The sequence below is a fragment of the Paraburkholderia sp. GAS32 genome (assembly GCF_050434225.1).
Lineage (GTDB): Bacteria > Pseudomonadota > Gammaproteobacteria > Burkholderiales > Burkholderiaceae > Paraburkholderia > Paraburkholderia madseniana.
In genome coordinates this window covers 1-12486 of record NZ_JBNPVS010000098.1, presented here as the reverse complement: position 1 = coordinate 12486, position 12486 = coordinate 1, and the positions used below count along the sequence as shown (strand labels likewise).

18 protein-coding genes are annotated in these 12486 nt (G+C 57.3%); 13 read left to right on the top strand and 5 right to left on the bottom strand.

The window, feature by feature from the left end; translation table 11 throughout:
• On the top strand, positions 1-250 hold a 250-nt coding region (locus P3T25_RS47800; RefSeq protein ID WP_429364684.1), incomplete at its 5' end, for a cation transporter.
• Positions 250-462 carry a GDCCVxC domain-containing (seleno)protein gene (locus P3T25_RS47795; protein WP_154558035.1) on the top strand — a complete coding sequence of 71 codons (213 nt, stop codon included), beginning with the start codon at positions 250-252 and terminating at the stop codon, positions 460-462. The genes P3T25_RS47800 and P3T25_RS47795, both read left to right, overlap by 1 nt.
• A 205-nt stretch (positions 463-667) precedes the next feature.
• Here the strand turns inward: P3T25_RS47795 and P3T25_RS47790 are convergent, their stop codons facing one another.
• On the bottom strand, positions 668-1321 hold the full coding sequence (locus tag P3T25_RS47790; RefSeq protein ID WP_429364682.1) for an NrsF family protein: 654 nt from the start codon (positions 1319-1321) through the stop codon (positions 668-670).
• Entirely contained in the window at positions 1318-1977 is a 660-nt protein-coding gene (locus P3T25_RS47785) for a sigma-70 family RNA polymerase sigma factor (protein WP_429364680.1), read from the bottom strand. The genes P3T25_RS47790 and P3T25_RS47785 overlap by 4 nt, the downstream gene beginning before the upstream one ends.
• A gap of 133 nt (positions 1978-2110) precedes the next feature.
• Between P3T25_RS47785 and P3T25_RS47780 the strand changes: the two genes are divergently transcribed.
• From P3T25_RS47780 to P3T25_RS47765, 4 genes are read left to right on the top strand one after another with little or no spacing between them, the layout of a single operon-like run.
• Positions 2111-2431, top strand: coding sequence for a BufA1 family periplasmic bufferin-type metallophore (locus P3T25_RS47780; protein WP_429364686.1), 321 nt, complete (start codon positions 2111-2113; stop codon positions 2429-2431).
• Positions 2432-2447: 16 nt separating this feature from the next.
• Positions 2448-3338 (top strand): MNIO family bufferin maturase, encoded by an 891-nt coding sequence (bufB, locus tag P3T25_RS47775; protein ID WP_429364678.1) that lies wholly within the window; start codon positions 2448-2450, stop codon positions 3336-3338.
• Positions 3310-4125 (top strand): HvfC/BufC family peptide modification chaperone, encoded by an 816-nt coding sequence (locus tag P3T25_RS47770; RefSeq protein WP_429364676.1) that lies wholly within the window; start codon positions 3310-3312, stop codon positions 4123-4125. The genes bufB and P3T25_RS47770 overlap by 29 nt, the downstream gene beginning before the upstream one ends.
• A complete protein-coding gene (locus tag P3T25_RS47765) occupies positions 4125-4604 on the top strand; it encodes a DoxX family protein (protein ID WP_154558715.1) in 480 nt (159 codons plus the stop codon). The genes P3T25_RS47770 and P3T25_RS47765 overlap by 1 nt, the downstream gene beginning before the upstream one ends.
• A 312-nt stretch (positions 4605-4916) precedes the next feature.
• On the opposite strand, the gene P3T25_RS47760 is transcribed toward P3T25_RS47765, so the two are convergent.
• The 3 genes from P3T25_RS47760 to P3T25_RS47750 all read right to left on the bottom strand — a co-directional run bounded on the left by P3T25_RS47760 (position 4917) and on the right by P3T25_RS47750 (position 8595).
• Positions 4917-5177: a hypothetical protein gene (locus P3T25_RS47760; RefSeq protein ID WP_429364674.1), complete on the bottom strand. Its 261-nt coding sequence runs from the start codon at positions 5175-5177 to the stop codon at positions 4917-4919.
• 200 nt (positions 5178-5377) lie between these two features.
• Positions 5378-7372, bottom strand: coding sequence for a hypothetical protein (locus P3T25_RS47755; RefSeq protein ID WP_429364672.1), 1995 nt, complete (start codon positions 7370-7372; stop codon positions 5378-5380).
• Positions 7373-7998: 626 nt separating this feature from the next.
• Positions 7999-8595 (bottom strand): helix-turn-helix domain-containing protein, encoded by a 597-nt coding sequence (locus P3T25_RS47750; protein WP_429364670.1) that lies wholly within the window; start codon positions 8593-8595, stop codon positions 7999-8001.
• 58 nt (positions 8596-8653) lie between these two features.
• Here P3T25_RS47750 and P3T25_RS47745 point away from each other — a divergent pair, with 58 nt between their 5' ends.
• The 7 genes from P3T25_RS47745 to P3T25_RS47715 all read left to right on the top strand — a co-directional run bounded on the left by P3T25_RS47745 (position 8654) and on the right by P3T25_RS47715 (position 12479).
• A complete protein-coding gene (locus tag P3T25_RS47745; RefSeq protein WP_429364668.1) occupies positions 8654-8920 on the top strand; it encodes a hypothetical protein in 267 nt (88 codons plus the stop codon).
• A complete protein-coding gene (locus P3T25_RS47740; RefSeq protein WP_429364666.1) occupies positions 8917-9465 on the top strand; it encodes an HAD domain-containing protein in 549 nt (182 codons plus the stop codon). Before P3T25_RS47745 ends, P3T25_RS47740 begins: the two co-directional genes overlap by 4 nt.
• Entirely contained in the window at positions 9465-9995 is a 531-nt protein-coding gene (locus P3T25_RS47735) for a hypothetical protein (protein WP_429364664.1), read from the top strand. The genes P3T25_RS47740 and P3T25_RS47735 overlap by 1 nt, the downstream gene beginning before the upstream one ends.
• Positions 9996-10187: 192 nt before the next feature.
• Complete coding sequence (locus tag P3T25_RS47730) at positions 10188-10592, top strand: hypothetical protein (protein WP_148662180.1); 405 nt, start codon at positions 10188-10190, stop codon at positions 10590-10592.
• Positions 10593-10595: 3 nt separating this feature from the next.
• Positions 10596-10877, top strand: coding sequence for a hypothetical protein (locus P3T25_RS47725; protein ID WP_063497043.1), 282 nt, complete (start codon positions 10596-10598; stop codon positions 10875-10877).
• 73 nt (positions 10878-10950) lie between these two features.
• Positions 10951-11382 (top strand): DUF6088 family protein, encoded by a 432-nt coding sequence (locus P3T25_RS47720; RefSeq protein WP_429364662.1) that lies wholly within the window; start codon positions 10951-10953, stop codon positions 11380-11382.
• 41 nt (positions 11383-11423) lie between these two features.
• On the top strand, positions 11424-12479 hold the full coding sequence (locus P3T25_RS47715) for a hypothetical protein (RefSeq protein WP_429364660.1): 1056 nt from the start codon (positions 11424-11426) through the stop codon (positions 12477-12479).
• The last annotated feature ends 7 nt before the right edge of the window (positions 12480-12486 follow it).

Genomic DNA, 12486 nt, shown 5'->3' with positions numbered 1-12486 from the left:
GAGCGCATCCACGGCCCTCGCGGAGGAGCTTCGCAAGGTCACACTTGACGTCACGAAGATGGATTGCGCTGTGTGTCCGATTACGGTTCGCAAGGCAGTTGAGAAAGTACACGGCGTGACCTCGGCAAAGGTCGACTTCGCAAGCAAGCGCGCGGAGGTGGTATTTGACCCGAAGAAGGTTTCGGTCGACGCGTTGACGAACGCCACGACCGATGCCGGCTATCCGTCTCACGTAAAGCAGGTGCAGTGATGGCCGCAGTCGTGCTGGATTCGAGCATCACGTGTCCTGCCTGCGGGCACAGGAAAGACGAGACGATGCCGACCGACGCCTGTGTGTGGTTTTACGAATGCGAGCATTGCAAGGCAGTGGTCAGACCGAAACCCGGGGATTGCTGCGTGTATTGCTCGTACGGTACCAACAGGTGCCCGCCGATGCAGCAGTCTGGTTCCTGCTGCGCCTGATCATGTTCACGCGAATGTGGCTATCACAACGTGACCATTCGACCTGAGTGTTCTCATCAGCACGCGGATGTAGGGGTCCCGTTGCGATGGGTTCATCAGGAAGTGGAAGACGGCGCGGTCATGCCAGACGTCAAGGTGCGCGCGGTACCACTGACTGTATCCGGGGTTTTGGACCGGTACACGTCTTATTCGAATCACCCGCGCGCTAACGCTGCGTTACCCAGCTCAAAAGTCGCTCGCCATACCGGCCGCTCAACGACAGATAAAGCGCGGCGACACCGAGGTTCCACAGCAATATCATCGCAGTGGCGTCGAGCGGATGGAGAATTGACAGTGCTACCGCAGTGATTGCGGCGACTGCAAGACTTCCTGTCATCGCAACCGGGCCCGGCGACAGTCGGGCAACGTGGCGCAGCATAATCAGCATCACAAGCGATAGCGGCGTGCCGACTAATACCAACGTGGCAAAGCATCTGGCCGTTTCGCCAGGAGACATGCCTTCTGGTCCAATCGAGACCCAATGGGTCAGGCAACCATATCCAAGGGTTGCTACCCAAACGAGGGACGCCGGAGCCGGCAACAGAAGCCAATGGCGCGACATGCCTGGCACGCTGGCAAGGAAAGCACCCATGGCGGCCAGAATGCCCGTTGCCATTGCCGCAGCTACGCTGATAACAAACAGGGGTTGATCGAGTTTGACCGCGAGGTCAGCGCGCACCCCATGCGCGAGACCGACGAGGAACATGACGAGTGTCGCAAACAACAACCAGCACGAAGCTCGCGCTGCAGGATGCCTCAGACGCCGGACCGGTTTTGCGTCAGCGACCAGCAGGTCAATCAGGTCGGAGGTCCGAGTCATGTTTTGCTACCTCGCTGCCGGAACATTTCCCGTAGTCGTTTCATTGCCCGATGAGTGGCCACTTTCAACGCAGCAACTGACATTCCACTTGCAGCGGCGGCTTCCTGCAGGGACATTTCTTCCAGCTTGAGCATGCGCATCGCGTTGCGCTGTCCGACAGGCAATTGCTCGATAGCTGTCCTTACCACATGGGCATCCGCTGCCTCTTCCTGTAGGTTCGCTTCATCAGCAGAAAAGGTTTCCAGTTCATTTTCCACTGAAGATTCATGTGAGCAAACGCGTCCACGCCGGCGCAGACCGTCGACGATGCGTCTGTTTGCGATAGCGACCAGCCACGGGGCAAACGGGCGGGACGGGTCATAGGTGTTGCGCACCGAGTGTACGGTCAGCAATACGTCCTGCACCGTGTCTTCGAGGTCGTCGGCGTTCCGGATGTGCCGTGCCGCGAGCGCCCGAAGATAGGGGGTTATGTCCTGGAGTAGCCGGCGATAGGCATTCAGATCGCCCATTTGCGCGCTGGCCATGGTGATGGACCAGTCGAGTTTGCCGTCGGCGCGCTTGGCCGCGGGTGCTTCCTGACCGCCGGGCGTCAATGACGCCAGGCCCTCTTTATCGGAACCTGAAGCGGGAGTGGGCGGGTGTGAATGCCGGAGCATGCAGGAATTTTGCGGCGTGGACGACTGTTTGTCACGCAGAAAAAGTTTGCTCGGACCGTAACCTTTTGGCGCGGCCGGCCGAACTTCCCTACACGGCCGGAATGCCGGGCCGCCACCCTCAGGAGGAAGCGTGATGAACAAACATGTTATGGCCGCGTCGACCTTGTCGTCGGCAATCGGTCTGGCACTTGCCATGCAGGTCGTACCGGTTCAGGCCCAGACCATGAAGGACATGAGCGGAATGCCGCAAATTGTGAAGGACAACATGACCCGGATGGAAGCGAACAAACTGGAGAAGTGCTACGGCATCAATGCCGTATCGAAAAACGACTGCGCTGAAGGAGCCCATTCCTGCGCCGGACAATCTACGCAGGCACGCGACCCCAAGTCATTCGTGCTGCTTCCCGCTGGAGATTGCAGCAAAATCCAGGGCGGCAAGCTGAAGCCCGCTTGAGCAAACGGGGGCGTTCATGGATGCCGCATCTGCTGCGTCGCAATGTGCGCATGGTCTGATTCCGGCATGCGCCGGGGTTGGGTTGCGCTTTCGACACCATCAGGAGGTTGTTGAAGGATGTCCGCGAGCCACCTGGTTCGAGGTCCATACTGAGAACTATATGGGCGGGGGTAGCGCGCCAGCTTACCTGGACGCTATCCGTCAGAACTATCCAATCTCGCTCCACGGCGTAGGACTTTCTTTGGGCAGCGCCGAAAGGATGGATGTCCGGCATCTGGAGCGTGTGCGCGACGTCATCAAGCGTGTCGAGCCCGGTTTGGTCTCCGAACACCTGTCCTGGAGTATCAACGGTGGCATCTATCTCGCCGACCTCTTGCCACTGCCGATGACGGAAGAAGCATTGAGCATTGTCTGCACGCACGTCGACCAGGCCCAGGCCTACCTGCAGCGTCGGATTTCGTTAGAAAACCCATCGAGCTATCTGCGGTTCCGCCACTCAACCATCCCCGAATGGGAATTCCTTGCGGAGGTCGCGCGCCGCACGGGATGCGGCATCCTCTGTGACGTCAACAATATCTACGTCAGTGCCAGCAATCACGGTTGGGATGCGCTGACCTATCTTGAAGCTTTGCCGCCGGAGTCAGTTACCGAGGTCCACCTGGCGGGGCACAGCATCCGGCAGCTTGACCAGGGCCAGATAATTCGCATCGACGACCACGGCTCGCGCGTCGCGCCTCCCGTGTGGGACCTGTTCGAGCTGGCACTCAAGCGTTTTGGACCGGTCCCCACGCTAGTCGAATGGGACACCGATGTGCCGGCGCTTGAGGTTCTGATGGAAGAAGCCGCAATTGCAGAGACCGCTATTGAGAGGCAGCGAAATGACAACCTGTGCGCCCACGCTGCTTGAGCTGCAATGTGCAGTCCGCAGGGACTTGCTTGGGCTTTCCGATGGAGATGCATCCGGGTATGTGGTACCGGACGGCCTGGCTCCGCAGGCGCGGCTCGCCATCTATCGAAATACGGCGAACAGTACGCTGCTTACAGCGCTAAGGCTGACTTATCCAGCCGTGCAGGCTCTGGTTGGGGCCGAATTCTTCGAAGGCGCGGCTCGACTTTTTATTGAGCAACACCCACCGTTGAACGCACAGCTAGACAGCTACGGTGCCACGTTTCCGGATTTCCTGGCACAGATGCCAGAAGCGGCGTCTCTTATCTATCTGCCAGATACGGCACGACTCGAATGGGCGGTGAATGAGGCGCTACACGCGCCAGACGCAAAGCCGCTTGACTTACGGCGCCTTGAGCAACTCGACGCAGCCGACATGCACGTCGTAAGGTTTTTGCCGAGCCCGGCCGCGCGGGTACTTGAGTCGCCGTTTCCCGTCGATGCCATCTGGCACGCAGCGTTGTCACGGGACGACAGCGCACTGGCAAACATCAATCTGACTGCTGACCCGGTCTGTTTGTATATCCACCGAGGGCCTTCGGGTGTGGAGGTGAACCGCATGGCGGAGGGCCAATGCCGGTTCACGGCTGCCTTGATTGCGGGGCGCCCCTTGCATGATGCCCTTGTCGACGTGCCGGACGCGGAGACATCCGTCTGGCTCGCACACCTTCTTGCATCAGGATGCTTTGTCGACATCCGCCTATCAAATGAGGCATCCAGCCAAACTATTGGGAGGCAAGTCACGTGATGCCGGAATCTCAATCCGCTCATCGCAGTTCAATACTGATTGACCGCGCACTACGCGCCGTTGGGCGGTTGGAGCGAGTGCCGCATACAGTTCTCGCGCTTCCACTGAGGCTCGCTGTTGCAACGGTCTTCTGGAACTCGGCGATGACCAAACTGGCCGACTGGAATGCCGCGCTCGAGTTATTCAGGGAAGACTATCGACTACCGTTGCTTCCTCCCGAGGTTGCAGCCTACCTCGCGGTGTCAATTGAACTAACGACACCTGTTCTACTTGTGCTCGGCCTGGCGACGCGACCCGTAGCAGTGGTCCTGCTCGGCATGACAACCGTAATTGAGGTGTTCGTGTATCCGCAGGCATGGCCCACGCACATTCAATGGGCTGCGATGCTGCTGGTCTTACTGTGTCGGGGTGCCGGCAAATGGTCATTGGACTACTGGCTATACAGACGCTTTAGTAGTCGCCCAGCGTCAAGGGTGTAACGCGCTGAATCTAAAATGGAAGCGTGTTATGCGCCGTTTAGGAGCATTTTCCCGTTCGGAAACAAAAAAGCCGCTGACCTTGTGGATCAGCGGCTTCTTCTTGCAACTGGTGGCGAATCAGGGACTCGCGGCAGATGGCAGATGACCCTTATCCGGCTTGGTTTTCGCGGCTGCTACGGTTTGTAGGATAGCAGGTCAGGGTAGCAGTCGCGCATTGTTTTATAAACGGTTTCAGGCACGGTTTCCGCGTCGCTTCCTGTCGGGTCAAGGTGTCCCGTCGGCGTCGTGACTCCAGTTCGTTAGACTCAGTGCTCAGTGCTCAGCGCTCAGCAGCGGGTTCTGGTCGGCGTAACGCCCGTCGCAAAATTCACGGCGGACGAGTTCTTTGCCGCGCCCCAGGTTCAACGTCGGTCGGCGCAAACCGCTTTTGCATCTGGTCGGGACCTTGAGGAGGCCAGTCTGGAGAACATAGTCGCATAGAGCGAAACCGGAATTGTCGTTGTCCTGCATCAGCACGCGAGCGGCGGTACATCGGCCGTCCTGCAATTGCTTGCTTTCACTTTCGGCATCCACAACACGGCTCGCGACCGGCCACGTTGCCACCCAAGCCATTTGAGTTTGACGGTTGCCGAGAGGACTGCTCAACCGCGGACGATGGTCGTGCGAGTTGGTAGAGCCGGCGCTAAAAGATAAGAACCGTCTGTTCCTATAGGAGCAGACGGTTCTTTATCAGCGACCCAGAAAGAAAGCCGCCGAATGTGGGAATGGTCCGTTCAGCTCTTCATCGCGCGGCCGACTGCATCCAGATGCTCTTCGAAACGATTGAAGGCCTCGTCTTGTCTAAGGTGCGCGTACTCCTTTAAGACGGTTTCAAGCCTGTCGTGTAGAAGTTGGGCCGCTGTGAGAAAGTCGTTGGGGTGCGTCCGGAGCCAGTCAGTTGCCACCAGGTGGCGCATTGCATGCGTGCCAAAGCCGGGAGTTTCCGCTATGTGACGCTGCGTGATTTGAAAGACGTGTTTGCTCAATCCGTAAAAGATTTTCCCTGTTTCTCCGGGGAAAACCGAAGGACATGCGGGATTGTCTCTGGTGAGGCGTGGTCGGTAGTCGTACAGATATTCCTCGATTCGGTCACTCAACGCACTGGGAAGTGGCGCATCGTAGTCGTTCTTTTTGTCATATCGGTCATTTTTGAAATCACCAGCGCCAAATCTCAAGCGCCATTGTCCGTTCTCGCGGTGATAGAGCGACCCGGTGCCATTCTCGTTCCATGTCATCAAGATAAAGTTGCGCGCCCTGAGCGGATTTGCCATTAGCATCGACAGAAGGAGCGCGTCCCGCTTATGCCTCGCCTCGTCCAAACTGCCGGGGGCGGCCTGCGCCGCGAGCCGGTCAAGTTGCTCGACGGCACGCATGACGGGCGCGAGGGGCTCGGCCAGATTGAGGAGGCCTTGGATGGGCTCGTATGGCCTACGCGATGTATCTCTGGCGTCCTGTATCCACTGTTGGTAAAGCCGATAGGCTTTGGCACACGCATCGACCCAGTTCCCGCTGAGTGTCCCGTCGGGTAGTTTCGTCGCGAACTCTGGCTGTTGGGTCAGATACCCCGTCAAAGGATGAGTCATACTCGCGCCGAACTTACAAAAATTCGCATGACCTTTATGTATGAGTCCGGCCGAGCGGTCGCGTCGGAAATCGAGGAAGCTTTCGATGGCTTTCGGGACAACCAGCCAAGCGAGCGTTTGGGCATCGTTTACCGGAACTCCCCGGCCACCAAGGTCTTTCGGCAGCGAGAGGAACCCGGCAAAACTGCGAAACATGTCCATCGTGATTTTTGCAGTGACGCATCCCGCCTTGCCTCGACGTGCGTAGGGTGGAAGTCTGTCCACAATTTTCTCAAGCGGAAGCACTCGCCACGACCCTCGGCTCGAGCGTACGAGTTGCGGGCTTCGCTCGGTCTTGTGCTCGTAGAAGTCGTCCCACTCAGAAAGAAAATCCGAAGTCATTTGCCTCGCATGCAAGATGTAGGGGCTCTTGGAATTTGCCTGTTGGCGCTCTCGAAAGGCAATCGGAAATGTGCGAGTCCGCAATGTGTGAGCCTGCGCTTCCCGGGATAGCTTCGGCACCAGGGCGAGTAGTGCATCACGCGGCATCCCGAGTTCAGCCTCGATTCGATTGACCGATGGGAAGGCTCGACAGTTCGGGATTGCTCCTTTCATCCATCGCTGGACGGCCGAAACCGAAGCGCCGGCTCGCTTGGCGAGCGTCTTAGGCGCGTAGCCCGAGGCAGAAATTGCTTCGCGAAGCGTTTGATGAAAGGTGCTGGACGATTTCGAATCTGTCGATTCACGTGCAGCAGGCCGCTGGGTGTCTGCGATACTGCGCTGCCAGGCACGAAGATGACTGCGCCGGTCGCTTTTCGTGCGGGGCGCCACGTTCAATGAGTCCAGATACGCCTGAAGTTTCTCATCAAAGCCGTGAAGCATCTCCCGTCCGACAGGCGAGTCTTCTGTTTTGCCGAAGAAGGCGAGGAAGGAGTGAAGGGTTGAGAGATTGTTTCTGAAAACTTGAGTCTCCGCCGAGTCAGGCGAAGGTGTGCTTGCTTGTAGCTCAAGTTTTCTACGAGCGATTACTTCACAATAGGTTTGTTGCATTTCCGGCTCAGGTTGACTCTCGAAAAGCTGCCATGAGTCGCCCTCGCCTTCGTTATGGCAGAGTTTGACGTGGTAACGGACAGTCTGTAAGTCACTGAAATCGCGATGCTTTTTCATATGGCCTCCGCCACTGGGTTAAAAGCCTAGTGGCGAGCCGTCCGTTACACTGGTTTTGCGTTTCGAGAAGCGGTTGATGGTCACCTGTTTATTGACGTTATTTAAATTTCCGCGGCGAACCGGCCGTTCAAACGGCGTCGACTCACTACGAGTCGAATCTGGCGATTCAAAATCGAGAATTGCCTCCGCCACACTGCGGAGTACCAATTTCGGTCGACGGAAGTTTGAGCGGGGAAACGCTGAGATAACCGTTGAATCTGCGTTCGCTGCCGCGATAGGGTGATGTGGCGGAGCGTGCGCCGGAGAAAGCCGCGCACCACGCCCCTTCAAAGTGCGGGGTAGGACAATTTTGGGCTGACGGCTGCGGAATGCGGGGAAAAGCTTTGGCGTATGGAGCGCTGCGCCATACAGCGCATGACATCAATCGAATATCCTGCCAGCCACATCTACCTTGACGCCACCGACCTTGCCGACATCCTCGGCTTGTCGGCGCGCACAATCATCCTGCGAGCGCGCCACCGCCCTTGGCTGCTACCACCCCGCGCTGAACTGTTTGACCGCGAGCTTCTCCGTTGGCGACAGGACGTCGTCGCTAGGTGGATTCTGGAGAGCCCCACCTCGACGAATTAGAACAGCTCAGTCGGTTTGATACCAAACGCTACGGCCAGTCTTTCGAGCGTCGATAACTGTAGCGCCGCAACTTTGCCGCTCGATGCCTCGATTTGCGAGATGCGGTTGCGGTCCATGCCCGTGCGGTTGCCGAGGTCTTTTTGAGTTATCCCTTCAGCCTTGCGAAGTTGCTGTACTTTCTCTCCTACCGTCTCGCTTGAGACAGGCTTGCCGGGTTGCGCGCGGATGATTTCTTTGTCACTCGGAGTGTCTAAGAGGACGCGAACATCAATATCTAGTCCTCGCGCTAGAGCGTCGGCGCGCTCCAAGGTCATTCGTGACGAAGTGCGCTCGTAGCGGCTGATTACAGTTCTATCCGAGCCCAACCGATTTCCGAGCTCCTCTTGAGAACACCCAAGGCTCAGCCGGTAGCGCCTCAAATTTTGGACGAAGCGCTCCTGAAGCGACATCAGTCCGTCCCTAAAAAATAAAAATCCTATTTTCCTGTCTACAAGTCCGATGTCTACAGCGGGGGCATTGTAGACATGGGTGTTGTAGCCGTCTGTCTTGTAGACGTTTACATATACAATGCAAACGCCTACACTTGCGCTCATCTGAAACGATTTGAGCGGCAGAAAAGCCGTGGGCGCTCGAGCGAGGAGGACTTTTTAGATGGTCACCGCTAACGCACGCGACCTGATGTCAGTAGCCGAACTGGCAAAGTTGCTTTTCGTGTCAAAAACTTATGTGCGCAAGAAGCTCTTGCGCAAACACACTTTGCGGCCAGTATCAGTGCGCCGCGGTCGTAAGTTCGTGCTTCGGGCAAAAGCAGAAGCTTACCGACGCAAGCGGCAGAGAATTGCGCGCAGGGCGCTGCGCGAGCTAGCGCGTACTTCGCAAGAGGTCGGGCTGTACGACAACACAAAGATGGACAGATGAGCGATGTTTTGACGCCACCGCCCGCTGTGCCCCCACCGGCGGCAACTGGTGGACTCGTCCTGTACTTGGACTTTGATGGGGTGTTGCATCCTGAAAATGTCTATATGCGTCCAGGCAGAGGGCCATACATTGAGTCACCCAGAGGGCATAAGTTGTTTGAGCACGTAGGACTACTCGCGAAAGTTCTTATGCCATATCCCGACCTGCGCATTGTGCTGTCCACGTCGTGGGTGCGCGTGTACAAAAGCGTCGCGCGAGTCGCACGCAAGTTGCCGCCAGAATTGCGTGCTCGAGTAATAGGTGCGACGTATCACGGAGCAATGGACGCGGAGTTGTTTCGGCAAGCGCCCCGCGGAATGCAGGTCTGGGCAGACGTCTTGCGCCGCAAGCCTGACGATTGGCTAGCAGTTGATGACGACTATCTCCATTGGCCGGCTTGGTGTCGCGACAAGCTTGTACGAACACATGAGATTCTCGGGATTAGCGCGCCAGTTGTGTTGGCAGAGCTGCGAGCGAAATTGGCCGCAATGTATGAGCAGGAGTAATGATGGCGGTTTACGCAGTGGATAGCACAACGTTTCGAGAGAGCGATGACATCGTCATCGGAGTGTACGCGGGAAAATTTGGATTCAACCTGCAATGGGCTCATGTTTTATACGGCCGCTGCATACAGCACGGAGGCGTTTCCGACATATGGGCTGATGCGTATTACGCCTTGTACAGATACGAAAGCGCCCAGCTCGTGCATGACGACAATCCGGTGGCGCGCCCTGGGCAGGTAGCATCGACAAAGCGCACCCGCGTAACGAGCGTGACTTGCTTCGTTGAGCGCGAGCGTGGGCGTGTGCAAGATGCGGCCGCGCGCTTCACCGTTTCCGTCGACTCAGCGGGGCGGGTACGGGGGGAAGCTGTAGCCACTGGCCAATCAGCAGTAAAAATCACGCGAATGCGCGTCGACCCGTCGCATACAGCTACTGAAATCGGTCTCGCCGTGCTGCTCCACCTAGCGAGCAGGGAGCACCACCCGGCGGTCGCGGACTTCATGCAACGTATGCGCCGCAGAGACGAACTGTGAAGCTCGACCCGGCATGGTCTGGCATCGGCTTGTGCGTTGAAAACCGACACAGCGTCTAGAGACAACGACACGGGTGGGCACGTTAATCATTGTGTTGGTCAGGTGCTTGGACGAGTGTGGTAGAGACGGACTGGCCTAGTGGATACCGGTCGATTCTTTTTGTGAAACACGACGTGGTTAAGAAGCAGCCCCATGGAGCGCAACGGACGGGAAATCATGGAGAAAGCTGATGGCAGTCGAATCGATATCAGCCGCGGCTATTTGCACGATGCGCGGAGCGAAGAATTGTCGTCATCAACACGCCTCAGTTGCGCGTGGGAGGCGATGTATTTTTGCTGTTGCGAATTCGCTGCCGGCAGAGGTTTTGGGTTAGATGGACTTGAACATCCGGATGCCAACGTCGTCGGAAAACTACTGCGGGCACTCTCGCTGTCGGCGGACGAGAGTGGCCTCGTTGAGGCCCTTTTCCGGTGGTCCTCGTGCCGACACTCGCTTTTGCCCGAGCCTTGCTCGATAGAAGAGGCTTGTGCTGTTGCGGAGCACGTTCTCAGTCAAACTGTGGCACTGCTGGCCCCGATGAAAACAAGGACGATGTGAGTCATGAAAGTGTCCGAGCTATTGGAATTGCTGCGCGGTACGGACCCTGAGGCGCGCGTGATGTTTATGCCGCCCGGTGGGGACGAACAGGATGCGCAGGAGGTCCGAGATATCTTCTCGAGTGACGTCAGATGGACTCACGAATCGGGGGTAGACAAGGGGCGGCAATACGAATTTTTGTACATGGGCGAGCCACATCGCGAGCTTCGCACTGACTGCGAGAACGTCACCTACGAAAGAGTCCTGGTCGTGCTGCTCGCAGCAGACGAAGCAACTCTGCTCTAGATGCGAGTATGAAGAGCGTTGCCAACCATCGGCGCACTGGCCAGTCATCGATATGGGCTGAGAAGAGCTCGCTATGAAACTCGAAGACCGCGTGATTCGTTCAATTGCTAGGCGGCACAGCGTTGTGATTCTCCGTTCGGAGCTTGCGGCCCTTGGCAGTCCCGCGCAACTAAGTCGCGTTCTATCCAGCCTAGTTAAGACCAAAAGGCTGGTGCGAATCGGAGTGGGAATTTACGCCAAAACGCGGCTCAATAAATTTACGCGTGAGCTTGCGCCGGCCGCTACGTTCGAGGAAATAGCGGCGGAAGTGTTTCGCAAGTTAAAAATTGACGTCGCTCATGGCAAGCTGGCCCGCGAGTACAACGCAGACAAAACCACCCAGGTACCAATGCTTGCAATAGTGGATACGGGGCGCCGTCGTATTAAGCGGCGAATTTCGTTGGGTACCAGGATTATCACTTACGAGCGCAGCGGCACGCGCCAGCGTGAGGAGAGGCAACCTTGAACGTACGAGAGATGCCCCTGTTTTGTCTTCTGGAGTAGCACATGGTTGAAAGCAGTTGGGACATTGCGATGCGACGCATCGACGCTGAGTTCGATGTCCCCCAATTCGTCGCATCATCGCTTGTGCGCAAAATCGCAGCTAGTGAATTCCGACTACCGGCGACAGACCGCGTTAAGTTTCAGCGGCTGCCTGACCACGTGATTGAGCGCATAGAGCAAATTGTTCGCGACGCCTACCTCGAGGCTAGCGAAGACGTCGGGCGCGAAATCTTGCGAGAGCGTTTTTGGCAGCAAGCCTTAACTGCGCGGCGGGATTTGGTTGCAGACGGTGAACTGATTTCGGAAGCCGATTTCCGCCAACGCCTCGGCTTAACTCAGCGGCGTGTGGGCAAAATGCTAGCGGACGGAAGGGTCTTCTCGATGGCGGTCGACAACGTGACGTACTACCCCGCATTGCTCGCAGACCCAGCACTTGACCGCAAGCGATTGCAGGAGATTTGCCGGATTATCGCACCTGCGCCGCCGGAGTCGCGTCTCGATTTTCTCTCTGCGCCGCGGGGGAGCTTAGGCAATCGAAGTCCGCTGCAAATGCTTGGCGACGACGTTGATTTCAAGCGTCTACGGCAAGCGGCCGTAGCGTGGGCGGCGGAATGGTCACGCACTGTGGTCAGGATGTATGTGGGAGAACACGAAGAAGAACCAACGGACGCGGAACCACTCTATACGGCGGCAGCCGAGGCGGACCCTAGGAGTCCATTGTGGCAGCGCGCCTCGGAAGCGCTGCACGCCGATGGGAATGAGTGGCCGTTAGGTCCAAATCCAGACATCCGAAAATTTACCCTTTTTGTTGCGAGGCAAGTGGCAGGCGCTTCCATGTTGACACCAGAGGCTTGCGTGCAAATCATTGTCGATGGCGAGCTGATTCAAATCCGAATTGTCGCCGCACCAGGAACTGCGCTGCACTCGGAAACGTTCGCTCGCGAAAAGCGCGAGAGCCTCGTCGAAATCGCTAAGAGGCCAGTTCAAAAAGGCTGCTCCGTACGCCTGAAGATGTTCCAGCAGACGAGGGCGCAGCCGAATTTCAAGAATGCTTCGTGAATTTCAG